This window comes from Leifsonia poae (assembly GCF_050632195.1).
Lineage (GTDB): Bacteria > Actinomycetota > Actinomycetes > Actinomycetales > Microbacteriaceae > Leifsonia > Leifsonia poae_C.
Genome location: NZ_CP192580.1, coordinates 737,525 through 756,851, shown reverse-complemented (window position 1 = coordinate 756,851; position 19,327 = coordinate 737,525). Strand labels below are relative to the sequence as shown.

Annotated in this window: 20 protein-coding genes and 1 pseudogene; 13 read left to right on the top strand and 8 right to left on the bottom strand. The window is 66.2% G+C overall.

What is annotated here, in order from left to right:
• Nucleotides 1-40: 40 nt before the first annotated feature.
• The 3 genes from ACQ86A_RS03920 to ACQ86A_RS03910 all read left to right on the top strand — a co-directional run bounded on the left by ACQ86A_RS03920 (nucleotide 41) and on the right by ACQ86A_RS03910 (nucleotide 3,211).
• Nucleotides 41-1,444: a TrkH family potassium uptake protein gene (locus ACQ86A_RS03920; protein ID WP_431279316.1), complete on the top strand. Its 1,404-nt coding sequence runs from the start codon at nucleotides 41-43 to the stop codon at nucleotides 1,442-1,444.
• Nucleotides 1,437-2,108 (top strand): potassium channel family protein, encoded by a 672-nt coding sequence (locus ACQ86A_RS03915; protein WP_431279315.1) that lies wholly within the window; start codon nucleotides 1,437-1,439, stop codon nucleotides 2,106-2,108. The genes ACQ86A_RS03920 and ACQ86A_RS03915 overlap by 8 nt, the downstream gene beginning before the upstream one ends.
• Before the next feature lie 176 nt (nucleotides 2,109-2,284).
• Nucleotides 2,285-3,211, top strand: a complete 927-nt coding sequence (locus ACQ86A_RS03910; RefSeq protein WP_431279314.1) for a hypothetical protein — start codon at nucleotides 2,285-2,287, stop codon at nucleotides 3,209-3,211.
• A gap of 143 nt (nucleotides 3,212-3,354) precedes the next feature.
• On the opposite strand, the pseudogene proC reads toward ACQ86A_RS03910, so the two are convergent.
• Nucleotides 3,355-4,202: pseudogene (gene proC, locus ACQ86A_RS03905) on the bottom strand (pyrroline-5-carboxylate reductase).
• 23 nt (nucleotides 4,203-4,225) lie between these two features.
• On the opposite strand from proC, the gene ACQ86A_RS03900 reads away from it, so the two are divergent.
• Together ACQ86A_RS03900 and ACQ86A_RS03895 are read left to right on the top strand one after the other, a co-directional pair.
• Entirely contained in the window at nucleotides 4,226-5,188 is a 963-nt protein-coding gene (locus tag ACQ86A_RS03900; protein ID WP_431279313.1) for a cation diffusion facilitator family transporter, read from the top strand.
• Nucleotides 5,185-5,970: a glutamine amidotransferase gene (locus ACQ86A_RS03895; RefSeq protein ID WP_431279312.1), complete on the top strand. Its 786-nt coding sequence runs from the start codon at nucleotides 5,185-5,187 to the stop codon at nucleotides 5,968-5,970. Before ACQ86A_RS03900 ends, ACQ86A_RS03895 begins: the two co-directional genes overlap by 4 nt.
• Here ACQ86A_RS03895 and ACQ86A_RS03890 read toward each other — a convergent pair.
• Entirely contained in the window at nucleotides 5,931-6,503 is a 573-nt protein-coding gene (locus tag ACQ86A_RS03890; protein ID WP_431279311.1) for a TetR/AcrR family transcriptional regulator, read from the bottom strand. The genes ACQ86A_RS03895 and ACQ86A_RS03890 overlap by 40 nt on opposite strands.
• An 82-nt stretch (nucleotides 6,504-6,585) precedes the next feature.
• On the opposite strand from ACQ86A_RS03890, the gene ACQ86A_RS03885 reads away from it, so the two are divergent.
• Both ACQ86A_RS03885 and ACQ86A_RS03880 read left to right on the top strand, forming a co-directional pair.
• Nucleotides 6,586-7,227: an NAD(P)-dependent oxidoreductase gene (locus tag ACQ86A_RS03885; RefSeq protein WP_431279310.1), complete on the top strand. Its 642-nt coding sequence runs from the start codon at nucleotides 6,586-6,588 to the stop codon at nucleotides 7,225-7,227.
• The gene (locus ACQ86A_RS03880) at nucleotides 7,224-7,589 is read left to right on the top strand and encodes a hypothetical protein (RefSeq protein WP_431279309.1); all 366 of its coding nucleotides are present in this window, start codon (nucleotides 7,224-7,226) and stop codon (nucleotides 7,587-7,589) included. Before ACQ86A_RS03885 ends, ACQ86A_RS03880 begins: the two co-directional genes overlap by 4 nt.
• 33 nt (nucleotides 7,590-7,622) lie before the next feature.
• Here ACQ86A_RS03880 and tadA read toward each other — a convergent pair whose 3' ends face one another.
• On the bottom strand, nucleotides 7,623-8,090 hold the full coding sequence (gene tadA / locus ACQ86A_RS03875; RefSeq protein WP_431279308.1) for a tRNA adenosine(34) deaminase TadA: 468 nt from the start codon (nucleotides 8,088-8,090) through the stop codon (nucleotides 7,623-7,625).
• Between the two features lie 40 nt (nucleotides 8,091-8,130).
• Between tadA and upp the strand changes: the two genes are divergently transcribed.
• Together upp and ACQ86A_RS03865 are read left to right on the top strand one after the other, a co-directional pair.
• Nucleotides 8,131-8,763, top strand: coding sequence for a uracil phosphoribosyltransferase (gene upp, locus ACQ86A_RS03870; RefSeq protein ID WP_431279307.1), 633 nt, complete (start codon nucleotides 8,131-8,133; stop codon nucleotides 8,761-8,763).
• Between the two features lie 413 nt (nucleotides 8,764-9,176).
• Nucleotides 9,177-9,914 (top strand): winged helix-turn-helix domain-containing protein, encoded by a 738-nt coding sequence (locus ACQ86A_RS03865; RefSeq protein WP_431279306.1) that lies wholly within the window; start codon nucleotides 9,177-9,179, stop codon nucleotides 9,912-9,914.
• 239 nt (nucleotides 9,915-10,153) lie between these two features.
• On the opposite strand, the gene ACQ86A_RS03860 is transcribed toward ACQ86A_RS03865, so the two are convergent.
• From ACQ86A_RS03860 to ACQ86A_RS03850, 3 genes are all read right to left on the bottom strand, one after another.
• Nucleotides 10,154-10,975 carry an ABC transporter permease gene (locus tag ACQ86A_RS03860; protein WP_431279305.1) on the bottom strand — a complete coding sequence of 274 codons (822 nt, stop codon included), beginning with the start codon at nucleotides 10,973-10,975 and terminating at the stop codon, nucleotides 10,154-10,156.
• Nucleotides 10,972-11,901, bottom strand: a complete 930-nt coding sequence (locus tag ACQ86A_RS03855; RefSeq protein ID WP_431279304.1) for an ATP-binding cassette domain-containing protein — start codon at nucleotides 11,899-11,901, stop codon at nucleotides 10,972-10,974. The genes ACQ86A_RS03860 and ACQ86A_RS03855 overlap by 4 nt, the downstream gene beginning before the upstream one ends.
• Nucleotides 11,902-12,139: 238 nt before the next feature.
• Complete coding sequence (locus ACQ86A_RS03850) at nucleotides 12,140-12,751, bottom strand: PadR family transcriptional regulator (protein ID WP_431279303.1); 612 nt, start codon at nucleotides 12,749-12,751, stop codon at nucleotides 12,140-12,142.
• Nucleotides 12,752-12,958: 207 nt separating this feature from the next.
• On the opposite strand from ACQ86A_RS03850, the gene ACQ86A_RS03845 reads away from it, so the two are divergent.
• The 4 genes from ACQ86A_RS03845 (at nucleotide 12,959) to ACQ86A_RS03830 (ending at nucleotide 17,071) form a co-directional block, all read left to right on the top strand.
• Nucleotides 12,959-13,234 carry a ParB family protein gene (locus ACQ86A_RS03845; RefSeq protein WP_431279302.1) on the top strand — a complete coding sequence of 92 codons (276 nt, stop codon included), beginning with the start codon at nucleotides 12,959-12,961 and terminating at the stop codon, nucleotides 13,232-13,234.
• A 293-nt stretch (nucleotides 13,235-13,527) separates the two neighbouring features.
• Nucleotides 13,528-13,980, top strand: coding sequence for a MarR family winged helix-turn-helix transcriptional regulator (locus ACQ86A_RS03840; RefSeq protein ID WP_431279301.1), 453 nt, complete (start codon nucleotides 13,528-13,530; stop codon nucleotides 13,978-13,980).
• Nucleotides 13,981-14,065: 85 nt separating this feature from the next.
• Nucleotides 14,066-16,381: a transglycosylase domain-containing protein gene (locus ACQ86A_RS03835; RefSeq protein ID WP_431279300.1), complete on the top strand. Its 2,316-nt coding sequence runs from the start codon at nucleotides 14,066-14,068 to the stop codon at nucleotides 16,379-16,381.
• Between the two features lie 105 nt (nucleotides 16,382-16,486).
• Nucleotides 16,487-17,071, top strand: a complete 585-nt coding sequence (locus ACQ86A_RS03830; protein ID WP_431279299.1) for a TetR/AcrR family transcriptional regulator — start codon at nucleotides 16,487-16,489, stop codon at nucleotides 17,069-17,071.
• A 37-nt stretch (nucleotides 17,072-17,108) separates the two neighbouring features.
• Here ACQ86A_RS03830 and ACQ86A_RS03825 read toward each other — a convergent pair whose 3' ends face one another.
• Together ACQ86A_RS03825 and ACQ86A_RS03820 are read right to left on the bottom strand one after the other, a co-directional pair.
• Complete coding sequence (locus ACQ86A_RS03825) at nucleotides 17,109-17,537, bottom strand: SRPBCC family protein (RefSeq protein ID WP_431279298.1); 429 nt, start codon at nucleotides 17,535-17,537, stop codon at nucleotides 17,109-17,111.
• Between the two features lie 77 nt (nucleotides 17,538-17,614).
• Nucleotides 17,615-19,315, bottom strand: coding sequence for a glycoside hydrolase family 13 protein (locus ACQ86A_RS03820; RefSeq protein WP_431279297.1), 1,701 nt, complete (start codon nucleotides 19,313-19,315; stop codon nucleotides 17,615-17,617).
• Between the last annotated feature and the right edge of the window lie 12 nt (nucleotides 19,316-19,327).

Here is a 19,327-nt window from a genome sequence, read left to right as displayed (position 1 = left end):
ACGGACCATGCGAGCAACATCGACAGTCAAGCGTCCGGTGATGCCTTCCACCGGGCGCATCCGCGAGGTGTTCACCGACTTCGCCAACCGCAGCCCCTCGCGCTTCGCGATCCTGGTGTTCACGGCGCTCATCCTCGTGTTCACGCTTCTCTTCTCGTTGCCGATCGCGACGGTGGAAGGCTCGAGGACTCCGCTGGCCGACGCTCTGTTCACCGCGGTCTCGGTGATCTGCGTCACCGGTCTCTCGACGGTCGACATGGCGACCCACTGGTCGGTCTTCGGGCACATCCTCGTCTACACCGGTGTGCAGATTGGCGCCGTCGGCGTGCTGACGATGGCGAGCATCCTGGGCCTGATCGTGTCGCGACGGCTCGGACTTCGCGCCAAGCTGATGGCCGCGAGCGATAGCAACCCGCTCCGGATCCACGCGGGCCCGGTCGCCGAGGGGCAGGCCGTTCGGCTCGGCGACGTCGGCAAGCTGCTCACCACAGTCGCGCTCAGCATGGTCGTGATCGAGGGCGCTGTCGCCCTGCTGCTGTTCCCCCGAATGCTGATCGCGGGCATCAGCGTCGGCACCGCCGCCTGGGAGAGCCTGTACTACTCGGCGATGGCCTTCACCAACACCGGGTTCGCCCCCAATGCCGAAGGACTGACCCCGTTCGCCGAGGACTTCTGGTTTCTCGGGGCGCTGATGATCGGCGTCTTCCTCGGCGCGATCGGGTTCCCCGTGATCCTCGCGATCGCGACCAACCTGCGCAAGAAGCGGCGCAAATGGTCCATCCACGTGAAGCTCACCGTGTGGACCTCGGTGATCCTGCTCGTCACCGGCGCTGTGCTCTACATCGTCCTCGAATACAACAACCCCAAGACCTTCGGGCATCTGGATGCCGGGCACACGATCTTCCAGTCCCTGTTCCTCTCGACGATGGCCAGGTCGGGCGGATTCTCGACGATCCCCATCGACGACCTCAACGGCTCCAGCCTGCTCGTGACCGACATGCTGATGTTCATCGGCGGCGGGTCCGCATCCACGGCCGGCGGCATCAAGGTGACGACGCTCGCGGTGCTGTTCCTGGCCGCGTTTGCGGAGGCGCGCGGTGTGGAGACGATGGACACGTTCCGCCGCCGCATCCCGACCGATGTGCTTCGGCTGTCGGTTGCGGTGGCGCTGTGGGGTGCGACGATCGTGGCGGTGGCGACCATCCTGATCCTGCAGATCACCAAGGCACCGCTCGACCACGTTCTGTTCGATGTGATCTCAGGATTCGCGACGTGCGGTCTCACGACCGGCCTCACCGAGAAGCTGCCGGATGCTGGCGTCTACATCATGGCTGCCACGATGTTCTGCGGGCGCGTTGGTACAGTGACACTCGCTGCGGCGCTGGCGGCGAGCCAGCGCAAGCAGCTGTTCCAGAACCCTGAGGAGAGGCCGCTCGTTGGTTGACAGGATCAAGCACAACGCTCCCGTGCTCGTGATCGGTCTCGGACGGTTCGGGGCCGCGACGTCAGGCGAGCTCGACCGCCTCGACCGCGAAGTGCTCGCCATCGACACCGACGCCGCACTCGTCCAGAAATGGGCGGACCGCGTCACCCACACCGTGCAAGCGGATGCGCGCTCGATCGAGACCTTGCGCCAGATCGGGGCCGAGGACTTCTCGGTGGCGGTCGTGGCCGTCGGCTCGTCGATCGAGGCGAGCGTGCTGATCACAGCCAACCTCGTCGACCTGAAGATCCCGCAGATCTGGGCGAAAGCCATCTCGCAGTCGCACGGCAAGATCCTCGAACGGATCGGCGCCAACCACGTGATCTACCCCGAGGCCGAGGCCGGTGAACGCGTAGCCCACCTCGTGTCGGGACGGATGCTCGACTTCATCGAGTTCGACGACGACTTCGCGCTCGTCAAGATGTACCCGCCCAAGCTCATCCGTGGCACCAAGCTCGGCGAATCGGGCGTGCGGTCGAAGTATCGCGTCACCGTCGTCGGCGTGAAGTCCCCCGGCAAGCCCTTCACCTACGCCACGGCCGAGACCGTCGTCTCCAACCACGACCTCGTCATCGTCGCCGGCACCGCCCTCGACATAGAACGCTTCGCAGCGATCGACTCGTAGCCGCTCTGCGCTGCGCTGCTCCGCCGCGCTGCTCCGCCGCGCTCCGCGCTCGCGCAAACGCAATCGACTCCGGGAGAAATCCCGCTTTCACCCCGCCCTTTTCGGGACTTCTCCCGGACTCGATCGTGGGTGTGGATAACTTCTGCGAAGATCACCGCGATTCGCGATCATGTGGGATGCGGAAACCAGAACGGCTGCCCGAGGGGTTGGCATCAGCGGGGTTCACGGTCGCGGATGCGCGAGCGGCCGGAGTCCCGCGCAAACGGCTCTACGCCGCAGACCTGCAGAGCCCGTTCTTCGGGATGCGGACATCCGGTGTCGATCTCGCCGACCACATCCAGCTCTGCCGCGCAGCCGCGACGGTTCTTCCACCTGGAACCTTCTTCAGCCACCGTTCGGCGGCAGTCCTCCATGGCCTCCCGGTGCCGCTCCGTGCCCTCCCGCTTCATCCCGAGGTCAGCGTCTTCGACCCGTCGCGCCCTCCCGAGATCGTCGGCGTCGACGCACATCAACTCACTTGGAGCGGGCAGCAGATCGCCACCGTCGAAGGCCTCCCGGTCATCGGCGCCGCAGACACGTGGGCGCAACTCAGCAGACTTCTCCCCGTGGGGGATTTGGTCGTGCTCGGCGACTTTCTTGTGACGGGCTCGGAGCCGTACACCGGGCATCCGCCGCCCACTGATCGCGAACGCCTCGAGGCCGCCGTTCGTCGTCACGGTCGTCGGCGAGGCGTTCAGTCCCTTCGCCTCGCGCTGGAACGCGTGCGATACGGTTCGCTGTCACCCCAGGAGTCGCGCCTGCGTTTGGCGCTCGTCGATGCCGGGCTACCGGAGCCTGAGCTCAACTACCGGATCGAAGAGGACGGGACGACCATTGCGATGATCGACCTCGCCTATCCGCTGCACAAAGTCGCCGTCGAATACTTGGGCGACCACCACCGCACCGACCGCGAAACGTATCGGAACGACATTCACAGACGCGAGCTCCTCGTCGACCGCGCGTGGTCAGTGATCCTCGTCACCGCCGCCGACGACCTCCACCACGCCGCGCTCCGAACCCGCCGCGCGCTACTGCAATCGACTCCGGGAGAAACCCCGATATGAGCGGGCCGTTAGCGGGATTTCTCCCGGAGTCGATGGTTCAGGATGCGCGCGAGCGGAGCGAGCAGCGCAAGCGGCGCAAGCGGCGCGAGCAGCGCGAGCAGAGCGCACGCGAGAGGAGCGCAAGCGAGCGCAGCGACCCCGAGCTAGTCCGCCGCCAGTTCGCGGGCGCGGGCGAGCGCGGCGTCGGTCGCGCGGGCGAAGAGGTCGTTGAGGTGGGCCGACTCGAGAACCTGCACGGCGCGCTCCGTGGTGCCGCCGGGGCTGGTGACCCGGCGGCGGAGCTCGGCCGGGTCCTCCTTCGACGTCACGAGAAGCTCGGCCGAGCCGAGGAACGTCCCGTTGACGAGCGTGGCTGCCTGCTCCGGCGTGAAACCCTTGGCTATCGCCGCGGCGGTGAGCTGCTCGATCAGGTAGAACACGTAAGCCGGACCCGATCCGGAGATCGTGCTGAGCGCATCCAGCTGCGATTCGGGCACCTCGACCACCTCACCGACGGTTTCGAACACCGCCCGAACGAGCGCGCGGTCCTCCGTCCTCGTCCGCGGGCCGCCGCTGACCCCGGTGACCGCCTTGCCCACGATCGCCGGAGTGTTCGGCATGGCGCGCACGACCGCGACATCGGGCGCGAGCGCTGCTTCCATCGTGGCGATCGTCACACCGGCGGCAACGCTGACGACGATCGTTCCGGGGAGAAGGGATGCGGAGATCTCCCGAAGCAGGTCGCGCACCATCGCTGGCTTCACGGCCACGATCACGATCGTCGCTCCGTCGACCGCGAGCCGGTTCGCGTCGGCCTGCCGCTCCGTGGCGTACGCCGTGACGTGGGGCAGCTCCGTGAGCTCAGCCGCGCGCGCCAGGGACCGGTTCGTGACACGGATTCCCCCTGCACGGTCACGCCTGGCGCCACGAGTCCGGTGAGGATCGCGCGACCCATCGATCCGGCGCCGAGAAGCGCGATCGTCGGCAGTGTGACGTTCTTCGTGTCGGTCATGCGGCCATCCTAGGATGGAGTCCATGAGCGCATCAGGTGGAACCAGGGCCATTGTCGCGGCGTTTGCCGCCAACCTGGGGATCGCCGTCACCAAGTTCATCGCTTGGTTCTTCTCCGGCTCGTCTTCGATGCTCGCCGAGGGTGTGCACTCCCTCGCTGACTCCGGCAACCAGCTTCTCCTGCTCCTCGGCGGACGCCAGGCCAAGAAGAAGGCCGACAGCGAGCATCCCTTCGGCTACGGCCGTGAGCGCTACGTCTACGCTTTCGTCGTTTCGATCATCCTGTTCTCCGTCGGCGGCGTCTTCTCGCTCTACGAGGGCTTCGAGAAGATCACGCACCCGCATCCGCTGGAGAACTGGTGGTTGCCCATCCTGGTGCTGCTGATCGCGATCGGCCTCGAGTCGTTCTCCCTCCGCACCGCGATCGGCGAGTCGCGCCCGCACAAGGTCGGGATGTCGTGGCCGCAGTTCATCCGTCGCGCCAAGGCACCCGAGCTTCCCGTCGTATTGCTCGAGGATGTCGCGGCGCTCACCGGTCTGGTGTTCGCCTTCCTCGGCGTCGGCCTCACCGCACTGACGGGCAACGGCGTCTTCGACGCGATCGGCACGCTCCTGATCGGCGCCCTGCTCATCGTTGTCGCAATCATCCTGGGCATGGAGACGAAGAGCCTCCTCGTCGGCGAGGGCGCAAGCGACGTCGACGTCGACGCCATCGAGAAGGCGGTGCTCGACGGCACCGAGGTCGAGCGGATCATCCACATGAAGACCCTCTACCTCGGCCCGGACGAGCTTCTCGTCGGCGCCAAGCTGGCCTTCTCGGGCGAGCACCGGTTGGCGGATGTCGCGGCCGCGATCGACTCGGTCGAGCGCCGCATCCGTGCCGCCGTTCCGATCGCTCGCGTGATCTACATCGAACCGGATGTCTGGATCGACCCGAACGAGAAGCACCCGGCCACCGACACCATCGTGATCAAGGGACTCGAGTGACGACGGATGCGCTGAGCGGCACGACCGCCCCCACCGACACCGCAGACACGACCGCCCCCACCCGAACAGCACTGGTCCTGCAGCACGACCCGAGCATCCACCTCGGCAACATCGGCCCGGTTCTCCTCGACGCCGGCTACGACGTTCGTGTGATCGACGTGGCGGTCGAGGATGTCGCGGCTATCGATCCTGCCGAGGCCGACCTCGTCGTCGTACTCGGCGGCGAGATGGGCGTGTACCAGACCGACGAATACTCCTTCCTCGCCGACGAACTCGTCCTGCTGCGGCAGCGGATCGAGGCCGAACGCCCGACGCTCGGCGTGTGCCTCGGCGCACAGCTGATGGCCGGAGCACTTGGCGAGCGCGTCTACAAGGGAGACACCACGCAGATCGGCTTCCGACGCATCGAGCCGACCTCGGCGGGCGCCGAGTCGCCGATCCGGCACTTCGACGGCGTCCCCGTCGTCGAGTGGCACGGCGACACCTTCGAGCTGCCGGCGAGCGCCACCTTGCTCGCATCCTCATCCGACTATTCGAACGAGGCCTTCGCGATCGGCGACTTCGCCCTCGCGGTGCAGTTCCATCCTGAGGTCACCGACGAGATGCACGAGCAGTGGGTCGCCGACGGCTACAACGAGCTCGACGAGAACGCGCTGGACCCCGATGCGTTGCGTCAAGATCGTGCTCGCTATTCCGCGGCGATGCAGGATGCGTCGAGCCGGGCCTTCTCCGAGTGGCTGGCTCAGCTCCCGGTCGGCAGCGCCGCCGCGACGAGCGCCTGAGCCAGCTTCTTCACCCGCGGCACTTCATCCAACCCGTCGAACGTGGCCAGGAAAGCTTGCTGCATGGCCGCACCGGCCAGCAATTGGGCACAGGATGCGCTGTCGAACTCCGCAGGCAGTCGTCCGGCCGCCCGCTCCCCCTCCAGGTATCGCGCGAGCGAGTCGATGGGAGTGCGCGGCCCGGCGTTCCTTGCGCGCGTTCCCTCCCGGATCGCCAGGAGCAGGGGCGGGGCACTGAAGATGGACGCCGCGATCGGAAAGCTGCGGACGTAGAAGCGCAGGAGCGTCTCGGTGATGTCTTCGAGGTTGCCGCGCACCGTACCCGTGCCCACGAGTGATTCCGGTTCTGAGAACAGCGGCATCTTCTCGGACAGCACCCGGATGAAGATGTCCTGCTTGTCGTCGAAGTACTTGTAGAGAGTCGCCTCCGAGTATCCGGCGGCTTTTGCTATTTCCTTGGTCGTCGCGGCCGCCAGCCCCTTCTCGTGCATGACGGTGAAGGCGGCATCCAGGATCTTTTCACGCGCGGTCATCGAACTCCTTGACAAGTAAGTACTCACTCACCCTACAGTGGAGGTTAGTAAGCACTCACTAACCTCACCGAAAGAGGACGTAATGCGCATCGCCATCATCGGCGCGAACGGCGGGACCGGCATCCAGGTCGTCGAACGAGCCGCCGCGCGCGGCCACGACGTGATAGCCGTCGTGCGGAGCCCCGAGAAGCTGGACGGCCTCACCACCACTCCCCTGACGATCGCGCAGGCCGACGTCACCGACCGCGGATCGCTCGTTTCGGCCCTTCAGGGATGCGACGCCGTCGTCTTCGCGGTCGGCCCCGCGAGCACGTCGGCACCGACGACGCTGCGAGAGATGGGCATCCGGAACACAGTGGAAGCCGCTCGCGAGGCCGGAGTGCCCGGTGCCCGCGTCATCGCTGTCAGTGCCAGCGGAATCAGCACCGCCGGGGACGACCCGTTCACCCGATTCGTGCTCAAGCCGATCGTGCAGCGAGTGCTGCGCGAACCGTTCCGCGACCTCCGTGCCGCTGAGCTGGTGCTCACGAATAGCGAGAGCGCTTGGACCATCGTGCGGCCGCCGAGACTCACGGACAAACCGCGCTCCGGGCACTACCGGTCACGCGAGCAGAAGAACGTCACGGGCGGCCTCAGCATCAGTCGCGGCGATCTGGCGGATGCGGTGGTCGACCTGATCGAGAACCCGGCGAGCATCCGCACGATCGTGTCGGTGGCGTCATGAGCGGCTGGGAGGTGACGCGGCTGGTGCTCCTGATCACGCACTTCGTAGGGCTCGCCGCCGTGATCGGTCCGTTCATCTTCCAACTGCGCGCGCGTACCGACCTGTCGTTCGCGACGATGCTCGTCGGGTCGATCGTGCAGGTCGTCAGCGGCGGACTTCTGATCGGAGCACGGCGCTTCGAGGGCCTCCCCGTCGACGACCTCAAGATGGCCGTGAAACTGGCGGTCGCTCTGCTGGTGCTCGCGGCCGTCGTGATCGGCATGGTGCGTCAGCGACGCAGGATGGGCGGCGCGCGACCGTTCCTGCTGACGGCGGGCTGGCTCGCGATCGCGAACGTCGGCGTCGCGGTCGTCTGGACCTGATCGCGCGTCCCGCGAGCGCTCAGCGCTTGTCGCTCAGCGCTTGGCGCGGAAGAAGTCGAGCAGCAGCTCGGCGCAGTCCTCGGCGAGCACCCCCGCGTAGACCTCCACCCGGTGGTTCAGCCGCCGGTCGCGCAGCACGTCGTACACCGATCCTCCGGCGCCGGCCTTCTCATCCCACGCGCCGAAGACGACGGTCGGCACGCGAGCCGCCAGCACGGCGCCCGCGCACATGACGCAGGGCTCGAGGGTGACGACGAGGGTGCATCCCTCGAGATGCCAGTCGTCACGGGATGCTGCCGCCTCCCGCAAAGCGAGCACCTCGGCGTGTGCCGTCGGATCGTTTCGTAGCTCCCGCTCGTTGCGGCCGGTTCCGATCACGTCGCCGTTCTCGTCGAGCACCAGGGCCGCGACGGGCACGTCACCCGTGCCGAACGCAAGACGGGCGTCTGCGATGGCGAGGCGCATCCACTCGGCGTACGAGGGAGGTACGGGCAGAGACAAGCGGGAACTCCTGACGGATATCTTCGGTACCCTTGAGCCTATGCGCGTTCACGTGGCCGACCACCCTCTCATCACCCACAAGCTGACGGTTCTGCGCAACAAAGAGACACCGTCTCCCGTGTTCCGCGCCCTCACGGAAGAGCTCGTCACCCTTCTCGCGTATGAGGCGACCCGTGGGGTGCGCGTCGAGCCGCAGCAGATCGAGACCCCGGTCACCACGACGGTCGGCGTCAAGCTGAGCGAACCGCGCCCGCTGGTCGTGCCCATCCTGCGCGCCGGCCTCGGGATGCTCGAGGGCATGGTCAAGCTCATGCCGACCGCAGAGGTCGGCTTTCTCGGGATGGTCCGCAACGAGGAGACCCTCGAGCCGACCACATACGCCGAGCGCCTGCCCGACGACCTCTCCGACCGTCAGTGCTTCGTGCTCGACCCGATGCTCGCGACCGGCGGTTCCCTCGGCACAGCGATCGAGTTCCTCTTCAAGCGCGGCGCCGTCGACGTGACGGCGATCTGCATCCTGGCCGCCCCCGAAGGACTCGCCGCTCTCGAGAAGGCCACGGAGGGTCGCGACGTCACCATCGTGCTCGGTGCGCTGGACGAACGACTCAACGAGAACGGCTACATCGTGCCGGGTCTCGGCGACGCCGGAGACCGCCTCTACGGCACGGTCTGACCCTTCGACGCGCGCCGCAACATTACGTAATGATTTGACACGGCGCGTCACGGTTCGCTTTACTTGCGGGTATGACTGACAACTCGCGCACCCTGACCTCCTTCGAGGCCCCTGGGGATGCCGGCATGATGATGCCCGGCAGCGCTTCGGTCATGTGTTGCCGAATGTGTCGCTAATCTGACGACCCTTCGCCGAACCAGCCGGCCGCCGACCTACTGAGTCGAGCCAGGCCATTGGTTCCCCGGATGCGCCACACTCACGCATCCGTTTACCGGCCGCTTTCTGAAGGCCCAACACAGAACACGCGAATCCCCGCCTTCCCGGCGCCTCATCGGTCGGACACTCCGACAGCTCTCGGGAAAGCCGACATCGGCGGCAGTGGATTCCAGCATCATCACAAAGGACTTCATCCCATGTCTCTCGCCACTCTCGACACCGACTTCGCCCCGACCCGCCGCCTCTCCGCCGCCCCGGCCCCGGCCGCGGCGCAGGCCGCTCCCGTCTCCGCTCCTGCGGCGCCCGCCCAGATCCGCGCCGTTCCGAACGGCACCGAAGCCCGCGGCTTCGTGCTCTACGTCGGCATCGACGAGGCGAAGGCCGCCGCGGCAGGCACCGACCTCGGCCGTATCGTTGAGGCGCTCAAGCGCCTCACCGCCGAGATCGCCCCCTCGGCCGAAACCTACGCCGCCGTCGCCCTCGCCCCCGAGGGTGTCGGTGGACGCGACGTGGATGTGGTGCGCCTCGCCCTGCAGGACCCGGCCGCCATCGCCAAGCACCGCCACGCCGGCGCCGTCGACGAGGACGAGGACCGCGCATCGGGTGGCGTCGTCGTCGACATCTCGCGCAAGCGTCTGCTGCTCGACAACCAGACCGCAGCGCTCACCTATAAGGAGTTCGAGCTGCTGCAGTACCTCGTGCTGCGCGAGGGTCGCACCATCGAGCGCGCGGAGCTGATCAGCTCGCTGTGGGGCGCCGCCGACGACGAGGCGCCGAACGAGCGCACGATCGACGTGCACGTTCGCCGCCTGCGCGCGAAGCTCGGCCGCTACGAGGACATCGTGCGCACCGTCCGCGGCGTCGGCTACCGCTTCGACCGTCACGCCGACGTCTCCATCCGCCACGCCAGCGCCCCCTCCCCCGACCTCTTCTAACCCGCTCCGCTGCGCTCCGCGCTCCGCTGCGCTCTCGCGCTCCGCGCCTCAACGCAATCGAGTCCGGCCAAAATCCCCCTAAAACCATCGGTTTAGCGGGATTTTGTCCGGACTCGATTGCGTTTGCGAGCTGCGCGCGAGCGGAGCGAGCCACAGCGCGGCGAGCGCGAGCGGAGCGAGCCAGAGCGCGGCGAGCGAGAGCGCGGCGAGCGTGAGCGCGGAGCGCAGCGAAAGCGGCGCTAAGCGGAGCGCTGGTAGGCGCGGAAGGCGCTCGTCGCGAGGGTGGCCATGACGACGGTCAGGGCCGCGAGGAGTCCGACGTGGGCCCAGAGGGACGCCCAGTCCGGTGTCGCGCTGAGCGCCTCACGCCCGACGATCACCGCCCACTCGAACGGGTTGTATGCAGCGACGTTCTGCACCCACTGGGGCGAGAGCTTCGTGTCCATGATCGCCGAGCTGAGGAACATGAGCGGCAGCGTGAGGATCTGCGAGATCCCGATCAGCGCCGTCTGATCCCGTGCGAGCAGCGCCACCGCATTCGACAGCGAGCAGAACACAGCCGTCAGCAGCACCACTCCGAGGAGCAGCAACAGGATGCCCGTAAGCCCGCCCTCGAAGCGCGCGCCCGCCCAGAACGCGATCCCGACCACGACCAACGACTGGCAGATCGCGAGGATCGACTGGTACACGAGCGTCGACACGATCAGGGCGCCGCGGTTCGTCGGCGAGGTGAGGAAGCGATCCATCACCCCGCGCTGCATGTCCTGGATGTACACGGTGCCCGACCAGGCGCTGCCGAACAGCGCCATCATCATCACGATCCCCGGCGTCAGGAACTCGAGGTAACTCTGGCCGTTGCCGAATCCGGGGATCTCGACGATCGCCTTGAACAGTTGCCCGAACAGCAGCAGCCAGATGATCGGCTGGATGAGGTTCATCACCAGAAAAGCCGGCATCCGCCAGGCGGCGCGCAACTGCCGCCCGGTGAGGATGGCCGTGTGCGTGAGGAAGGTGGGCCCCACTGTGCGGGCGCGAAGACCCGTCGTCGCGATGGCGGTCATGATGCGTTCTCCAATGCGTAGTTCTCCTGGGCCTTGCCGATAGTGCGGCCCGTGTGCCGCAGGTACACGTCGTCGAGGCTGGGCCGGGCGACGGTGGCCGAGGCGACGCTGATCGCCGCGGCGTCGAGGGCGGCGAGCGCCGCCGGGAGCGTGGCGGCGCCGTTGTCTGCACGAGCGCGCAGGGTGTGGCCGTCACCGCCGATCTCGCGCAGCGCATCCACTCGGCTCAGCGCTTCGAGCGCGGCGAACGGGTCTCCGTCGGCGGTGAGCTCGACGATCACAGCATCACCGCGGAGGTCGTTCTTGAGCTCTTCGGGTGTCCCACCGGCCACGACGGTCCCGTGGTCGACGATCGCAAGCCGCTTGGCGAGCCGGTCTGCCTCCTCGAGGTAGTGGGTCGTGAGCAGCACCGTCATGTTCTCGGCGGCGGTCATCCGCTCGATCTCGGCCCACAGTTCCGCTCGGGCTTCGGGATCGAGCCCTGTGGTCGGCTCGTCGAGGAACAGCACCGTCGGCCGGTGCATCAGCCCGATGGCCACGTCGAGCTTGCGGGCCATTCCGCCCGAGTACGTCTTCACCAGTCGTGTGCCATGCTCGGTGAGGCTGAAACGGTCGAGCAAGTCGGCAGCGCGGGCGTGCGCATCCCGAGCACTCAGGCCCTGCAGCCGGCCCGCGAGGACGAGATTCTCGACCCCGGTGTCCATCGGGTCCGCGACGGACTTTTGCGCGACGAACCCGATCGAGCGCCGAACGCGGGCGGGATGCCTGGCGACGTCGATCCCGGCGACGAAGGCCGTACCGGAGTCGGCGCGTGCCAGGGTCGAGAGGATCTTGATGGTGGTGGATTTGCCGGCGCCGTTGGGCCCGAGCAGACCGAAGACGGTTCCGGTCTCGGCGGCGAAGGTGAGGCCGTCGACGGCGCGCACGGGTGTCTTGCCCCTGCCCGCCTTGTATGTCTTGACGAGGTTCTCGGCGGCGAGCGCCGACTCCCCGGATACGAAGTAGCCACGGTGGCTTCCTTTCAGATTGTCGAGGATGCCGTTCGTGGGGGCCTGCGCGGTACCATTGAAGGGACCCTCGGTGACTGTTGACGCAGGTTCCTCACGGAACGACTGGGGTTTCGATGGCCGGAGAGTTGCCGCTCTCCGGCCATCATTTTGTTCGTTACTGTCCCAGCAGGTCGGCCACCTCCTGCCCGAAGTCGCCTTTCGACACCTTGCTGTTGATGTCGGCCATGCTGAGACCCTGGGCGAGCAGCGCGTGCAGCTGCTCCCACATCCCGACGCCGTCGAGCGTTCGGTTCCCGATGCGCGTGGCCAGCTGCGCGAGATAGGCGCGCTCGGCTGTGAGCATGGCCGTCTTGTAGTGGAACTCGACCATGAAGAGCTCGGGGACCCCGGCGGCCACGCCCATCAGCTCGGCGTCGCGCGCCGCGATCTCGGCGTCGAGCCGCTCGACCCGCTTGTCGAGCAGCTCGACGACCGTCTCGGGCAGGAGCATGGCCATGAGCGAGAGCCCCGTTTCGATCGCGGGGTATTCCTTCACGGGAGTGTCGATCAGCTCGCGCAACCACTCGTCGGCCTCGACGCGACCCGCATCGGTGATCTCGTAGACGATCCGCTCAGGACGATTGCCCTCGCGCTCTGTCTGTGCGACGGCGATCAGCCCGTTCTTCTCGAGCGACTTGATGACGGAGTAGAGCGACCCGAAGTTCAGCCGGATGCTGTCTTCCTTGCCCCGTTCGCGCATAGAAGTCGTCATCTCGTAGGGATACATGGGGCGCTCCCACAGACACGACAGCACAGCCAGGGCCAAAGGGTTGGACACCGGTCGCTTCGACATACTCACCTCCAAATACTTGACTCAGAGTATTCGCTTTCGAGTGATCTGTCCAGCCTGAGTGTCAGCCGAGTGTTACTGGTCGCTGCGTTGTCTCGCCCGACGGAGTCGGTCTCTCAGGGAACCACCCTGGAGGAGGAGATGATGGACAAGACAATCGCACGCCAGGAGAAGGCGTCGGTCACGGTGTACCTCGACAGCGCTCTGCGGAATCGCGCCCGCACGGCATTCCGCGCGACCTCGGGCGACGAGCACGACATCAGCTGGTCGGACTTCGTGCTCAAGGCCGTGCTCGCCGAGGTTCGACGGCGCGAGCTGGAGTACAACAGTGGCCAGCCGTACGAGGAAAGCGACCGACCGCTGGCGCCAGGCGCGCCGCCCAGTTGGCGCAATGCGAGGCGCCAGAGTCCGTACACATAGGCGCATAGAAAACTCGCAGCAAAAATAACGAACAGGTAACTAGCGGCCGTTACCTCTTCGTTATATAGTCAAAGAGCGTTAGTTGTTTGCTGTGGCAGCCAACGCGGAATGTGATTGCAGGACACTCTTGGTGCAAGGGAGAGGGTCGGTCGCTAGCCTCTGCGACCGACCCTCAATCTGTTTAACCGTGGTGGCACTGATGCCCGTGTCGGCCGCTGGTGAGATGATGCGAATGCATGTGTCGTCAGCGCATGCGAGACCCGAAGAGCTGGTCAGAGCATGAGGAGGCCGGAATGCCTACGCAGCAGCGAGTGAAGGCACGAACCACCGCGGTGGGAGCCTGGGAGTCGTTGTTCCGCGCCCAAGTAGCCGTGATGCGAACGTTGGCAGCGGAGTTCCCGACCAGAGACATCTCGTTCAACGAGTACGACGTGTTGTTCAACCTGTCGCGTCAGCCCAATCGCGAGCTCCGGATGCGCGACCTCAACAAGCATGTGCTGCTCACCCAGCCGAGTGTCAGCCGCCTGATCGACCGCCTCGTCGCCCGTGGTCTCGTGGCCAAGTGCCCCGAGCCGTCCGATGCGCGCGGAACGGTCATCCGACTCACCGACGAGGGGTACGACATGTTCCGCCGGGTAGCGGTCGAGCACATGAAGACGATCAACGAGCGCGTCGGCGGCAAGCTCGACCCCGAGGAGCTCGAACGGCTTGCGGAGCTCTGCGACAAGCTGCGCGGCGCATCCTGAGACCGGATGTCTGCACAGGATTCGGTTCTTCACAATTTGATCTCCGCGGAGTCGGCCGCTCACCTTCGCCGCGTATCATGACGCCATGAAAGCTTCGGGGAGCCGCCGCTGGCTATGGGCACCATCGCTGCTGGGGTTCGTCGCGCTCAGTGCTGTCGCCGGCGTCCTGGCTGCGGCCGCGGTCACGCCGGCGGTCGCACTCACCGGTTCGGCGGCGGACTCCACCATCGGGGTGTTCGACGGCCTGCCCGAATACATCAAGGTCGAGCCGCTCGCCCAGGCCTCGACGATGTACGCCACGTCCGGCGGCCAATCCGTGCCGATCGCCACGTTCTATTCGCAGAACCGTATCGAGGTCGGCTGGAACGACATCGCGCAAACGCTGAAAGATGCGGCCGTCGCCACCGAGGATCCCCGGTTCTACGAGCACGGCGGTGTCGACGTCACGGGAACCCTGCGCGGCGCAGTGCTGACGGCCCTGCACAGAGACGTTCAGGGCGGCTCCTCGATCACGCAGCAGTACGTGAAGAACATCCTCGTGCAGCGGTGCGAGAGCAAGCAGCCCGACATCACGGCGACGGCAGCGGTGCAGAAGAAGCAGCTGGCGACGTATTCTGCTTGCTACAACGACGCCACCAAAGTCGATCCGGTTCGCAAGCTCAAAGAAATGCGATACGCGATCGGTCTCGAGAAGGAGTACACGAAGAACCAGATCCTGCAGAGCTATCTGAACATCGCCCTGTTCGGTGGCCGGGTCTACGGGGTTCAGTCGGCGGCGTCGTACTACTTCGGAGTGCCGGCCAGCGGGGTGACTCTCGCCCAGTCCGCAACGCTCATCGCCATCCTGAACAATCCGGACAATCTGCGGATCGACAAGCCGAACGACAAGACGAACGGCGCAGCAAACGGATACGCGGCGACCCTCGAGCGTCGCAACTACGTGCTCGACCGGATGCTCGCGGCAGGCAAGATCACCACGAAAGAGCGCGACGACGCCGTCGCCACCAAGATCGAGCCCAAGATCACGCCGAAGGACAACGGCTGCATGACAGCCCAGCAGTACCACGCGGCGTTCTTCTGCGACTTCGTCGAGCGCACCATCGAGCAGAATGCGATCTTCGGCGCGACCGCGGACGACCGCACCACCTTCCTCAGCCGGGGTGGCTTGAAGATCTACACCACGCTCAACCTCGACCTGCAGAACACGGCCCAGCAGGCGCTGAGCGCCTACATTCCGCCCACCAGTCCGAGGCTCGACCTCGGCGCCTCGAATGTCTCGGTCGAGGTGGGCACGGGCAGGGTGATCACGATGGTGCAGAACAGGGCGTACGACAACACGGCCGCGCCGCCGCCGGGAACCACGGCGGTGAACTACAACACCGACTACAACTACGGCGGGTCGGAAGGATTCCAGACGGGGTCGTCGTACAAGGCCTTCGATCTGCTCGAATGGTTGAATGAGGGACACTCGCTCTACGAATCGGTCGACGGATCGAAGCACCTGTTCCCGCAGACGATGTTCCACTCGAGCGAGCCGTGCAACGACATCGGCGGGGCACCGTGGCCGGTCGCGAACGACGAGGGCGAGACCGCGGGAAACACGACGGTCATGAACGCCACCGCAGCGTCGATCAACTCGGTGTTCGCCATGATGGCGACCAAGCTCGATCTCTGCGGCATCAAGCAGCGCGCTCAAGACCTTCTGGTGCACGGCGCCGACGAGGCGCAGAACCCCTACCGGGCGAACCCCTCCGCGGTGCTCGGCACCAACTACATCGCACCCCTGACCATGGCCACGGCATACGCCGGAATCGCCAACAACGGCGTCGCCTGCAGCGCGATTGCGATCGACAAGGTGCTCAATTCCGACGGCACAGAGCATGCGGTCCCCAAGAGCGAATGCTCCAAGACGCCCATCGATCCGGCCGTGGCCGCGGGAGCGATCTATGCACTCCAGGGTGTGCTTCGTGGCGGCGGCACCGCGGCCTCGGCGAACCCGGGCGACGGTATCCCGATCTTCGGCAAGACCGGAACGACCGACGCCTCGCTGGAGAACTGGCTCGTCACGTCGACCACCAAGACCGCGCAGGCAACATGGGTGGGCAACATCCAGGGCGCTGTCCCGCTGCGGCGGCAGTCCTTCAACGGGGTCGGGGGCGGCAACGTGAAGTTCGCCATCGTCAAACCGATCGTCCAAGCGCTGAACCGCGCCTACGGCGGGAGCGCGTTCACCGCCCCGGCGAGCAAGTACACGAAGGCCCCGCCCGCGCCGACGCCCACCCCGACTCCGGGGCAGCCCGTCGCTCCCACACCGGGTGTCGGTGGCGCCGGCAACCCAGGCAATGGTGGCGGCAATGGCCGCGGTGGCGGCGGTGGGGGCGGCAACGGAGGGAACGGCTGAGGCCGCTGACAGCCCCGTTCGGCGACGTGGATCGTATGCCGATATCCGGTTTCAAATCCCCAGGAATACAGGCATACGCCGCGGGTTCTCACCTATTGTTGTCTCGTGGGACGCACACCAGACCCAACTCGCAAGCCCGAACTCCTCGGCCGCATCATGGATCATGTGGCGACCGAGCCGCTCTCCCGAATGACGTTCCGCAGCCTCGCGAATGCCCTCGGAGTGAGCACCTATTCGTTCGTCTACCACTTCGGCTCGCGCCAGGAGATGATCGACGCAATCCTCGAAGAGGGCGTCAGACTTCAGCGTGAGAGCCTGTCCGGTGTCGATATCACCGCTTTCGACCGTGAGCAGTTCGACGCCTGGTACCGGGAGTCGTTCCGCCACTCCCTCCGCGAAGCCAACCGCACCGGGCTGAGACTCCAGTTCGAGGCGGGCGTTCTGGAGCCCATCGATCCGGACATCGGAGAGCGGATCACCGCATCCTTCACCGAATGGCGCGAACTCGTCGAGGCATGGCTGGCGGCGCGAGGCATCGACACGACCCGCGCGAGCATCCTGTCGCATTGGCTCGTCGACAGCGCCGCGGGCCTGCACTTCGGATTCCTGCTCACCGGTGACTCAGACAAGACGGTCGCGGCCTTCGATGTGTTCCTCGGCGCGTTCCTGCGCGAGACCTTCGGAGACTGACAGACCAGAGGTCCGCGTCCGTTAGGCGACCTGCGGCTCAGCGGCGTTCGGCGACCGTACGAACGCCCTCGAGCATCGCGACCCAGACCGAGCGTGAGTGCTGCGCGGCTTCGGCCGTCGGATTGTTGTCCTGATCGAGCGTGATGTGCGTGCCGTTCCGCGTCTCATCGAGCTCGAACCGAAGCGTGTGATAGTTCTCGGGCACGTCGGGCTGGCCGCTGAGCGGACTGAAGTGCGTCAGCACGATGCGCGACGGCTCGTCCAACTCGATCACGACCCCGTGGTCTTCGAAGTCCTTGCCTTCGTAGGTTCCCCGCCACACGATCCGGCTACCGAGGCGCCAATTCGACTCGATCTCAGCACCGAACAGGATCTCCGGATGCGAGCCGTTGGTCGCGAGCACTCGCCACACCGCCTCGCGGGGCGCGGCGACGTCCACCTCCGCGCGCGCAACGTAGCTGCCCATGATCGCGCCTCCTCGCCCTCGCCTTGCGCCCCATCACACACCCATCGCGCCTGCCACACAATGGGCAGTTCCGTGGGTCAGTGGGAGACGACGAGAGCCTGCCAGGGGGCCAGGTGGCCGTCACCGATCGCGGGAGCGCCCGGAAGGTTGGTGAGCACGAGCCGCGCGTCCGCCCATTCGGCCGCATCCGGAAGCCCGTACTCGGCCGGTTCTCCGGTGAGATTCACGAGGACGAGAAGACGTCGATCGCCGAGCGTGCGGGTGTAAGCGAAGATCTGGGGATGCTCGGGGAGCACCATCTCGAACGACCCCTCCGAGATGGCCGGCTCACGGTGACGCAGGTCGATCAACGCGCGATAGTAGGCCAGCACCGACGAGGGGTCGTCGCGCTGGGCGGCAGCGTTGATCTCGGTGTAGTTGGGGTTCGCCTCGATCCACGGCGTCGCCGTCGTGAAGCCGGCGTGCGCATCCGACGACCACTGCACGGGGGTTCTGGCGTTGTCGCGGCTGGTGCGACGTAGCGCGGCGAGCACGTCTGCGGGAGCCGCGCCGAGCACATTCACGGCCTCGGCGTAGTAATTGAGCGACTCGATGTCGCGGAAGTCCTCGATCCCACGGAACGGGACGTTGGTCATCCCGAGCTCTTCGCCCTGGTAGATGTACGGCGTTCCGCGCTGGAGGTGCAGAACGGTCGCCAAAGCGGTGGCCGACTGGTGGCGGGCGTGGCCGTCGTCACCGAAGCGGCTCACGACGCGGGGCTGATCGTGGTTGTTCCAGTAGAGGCTGTTCCAACCGGCGGCGGCCAGCCCGACTTGCCACTTGCCGAACGACCGCTTCAGGTCGAGCACGCTGGCGTTCCGGTGATCCCATTTGCCGCCGGGCCCGTGGTCGAGGTCCACGTGCTCGAACTGGAAGACCATGTCGAGTTCGGCTCGGTTCTGGTCGGTGAAGAGCTGCGCATCCTGAACTGTCACTCCGGGCATCTCGCCGACCGTCAGGTACCGGTCGTCACGGCCGGCGAACACCCGCTCATGCATCTCGTGGAGGAACTCGTGGATGCGCGGTCCCTGTCCGAAGAACGGGTAGCCGTTGCCGAAGAGGTGCCCGGGAACGACCTCGCCGTCGGGCAGGGACGGGACCTTGGAGATGAAGTTGATGACGTCCATCCGGAAGCCGTCGACGCCGCGGTCGAGCCACCAGTTCATCATCTCGTAGACCGCATCCCGAACCTCGGGGTTCTCCCAGTTGAGGTCAGGCTGCTTGGGTGAGAACAGATGCAGGTAGTACTCGCCGGAGGCCGGGTCGAGCTTCCAGGCGGGGCCGGAGAAGAAGGATCCCCAGTTGTTCGGCTCGGCGCCGTGCTCGCCCGGCGACATGCCTTCGCGAGGCTGTCGCCACCAGTACCAGTCGCGCTTGGGGCTCTGCAGGCTGCTCGCCGATTCGATGAACCACGGATGCTCGTCGGAGGTGTGATTGACGACCAGGTCCATCACGAGCTTGATACCGCGGGCGTGAAGTCCGGCGAGGAGCTCGTCGAAGTCGTCGAAAGTGCCGAACAGCGGGTCGATCGCCCGGTAGTCACTGATGTCATATCCGTTGTCGTCGTGCGGGGATGCGTAGATCGGCGACAGCCAGAGCACGTCGATGCCGAGGTTCTCCAAATGGTCGAGATGCTCGATGATCCCCCGCAGGTCACCGATCCCGTCGCCGTTCGCGTCCGCGAAGCTGCGCGGGTAGATCTGGTAGACGACCGCCGAGTGCCACCACTTCTCGCTCATCGCCTCAGACTA

Coding starts and splice junctions, on each gene's coding strand:
- ACQ86A_RS03920 (WP_431279316.1), top strand. CDS start 41: ATGCCTTCCACCGGGCGCATCCGCGAGGTGTTCACCGACTTCGCCAAC.
- ACQ86A_RS03910 (WP_431279314.1), top strand. CDS start 2,285: ATGCGGAAACCAGAACGGCTGCCCGAGGGGTTGGCATCAGCGGGGTTC.
- ACQ86A_RS03900 (WP_431279313.1), top strand. CDS start 4,226: ATGAGCGCATCAGGTGGAACCAGGGCCATTGTCGCGGCGTTTGCCGCC.
- ACQ86A_RS03890 (WP_431279311.1), bottom strand. CDS start 6,503: ATGACCGCGCGTGAAAAGATCCTGGATGCCGCCTTCACCGTCATGCAC.
- ACQ86A_RS03885 (WP_431279310.1), top strand. CDS start 6,586: ATGCGCATCGCCATCATCGGCGCGAACGGCGGGACCGGCATCCAGGTC.
- ACQ86A_RS03880 (WP_431279309.1), top strand. CDS start 7,224: ATGAGCGGCTGGGAGGTGACGCGGCTGGTGCTCCTGATCACGCACTTC.
- upp (WP_431279307.1), top strand. CDS start 8,131: ATGCGCGTTCACGTGGCCGACCACCCTCTCATCACCCACAAGCTGACG.
- ACQ86A_RS03865 (WP_431279306.1), top strand. CDS start 9,177: ATGTCTCTCGCCACTCTCGACACCGACTTCGCCCCGACCCGCCGCCTC.
- ACQ86A_RS03860 (WP_431279305.1), bottom strand. CDS start 10,975: ATGACCGCCATCGCGACGACGGGTCTTCGCGCCCGCACAGTGGGGCCC.
- ACQ86A_RS03850 (WP_431279303.1), bottom strand. CDS start 12,751: ATGTATCCCTACGAGATGACGACTTCTATGCGCGAACGGGGCAAGGAA.
- ACQ86A_RS03845 (WP_431279302.1), top strand. CDS start 12,959: ATGGACAAGACAATCGCACGCCAGGAGAAGGCGTCGGTCACGGTGTAC.
- ACQ86A_RS03840 (WP_431279301.1), top strand. CDS start 13,528: ATGCCTACGCAGCAGCGAGTGAAGGCACGAACCACCGCGGTGGGAGCC.
- ACQ86A_RS03835 (WP_431279300.1), top strand. CDS start 14,066: ATGAAAGCTTCGGGGAGCCGCCGCTGGCTATGGGCACCATCGCTGCTG.
- ACQ86A_RS03825 (WP_431279298.1), bottom strand. CDS start 17,537: ATGGGCAGCTACGTTGCGCGCGCGGAGGTGGACGTCGCCGCGCCCCGC.
- ACQ86A_RS03820 (WP_431279297.1), bottom strand. CDS start 19,315: ATGAGCGAGAAGTGGTGGCACTCGGCGGTCGTCTACCAGATCTACCCG.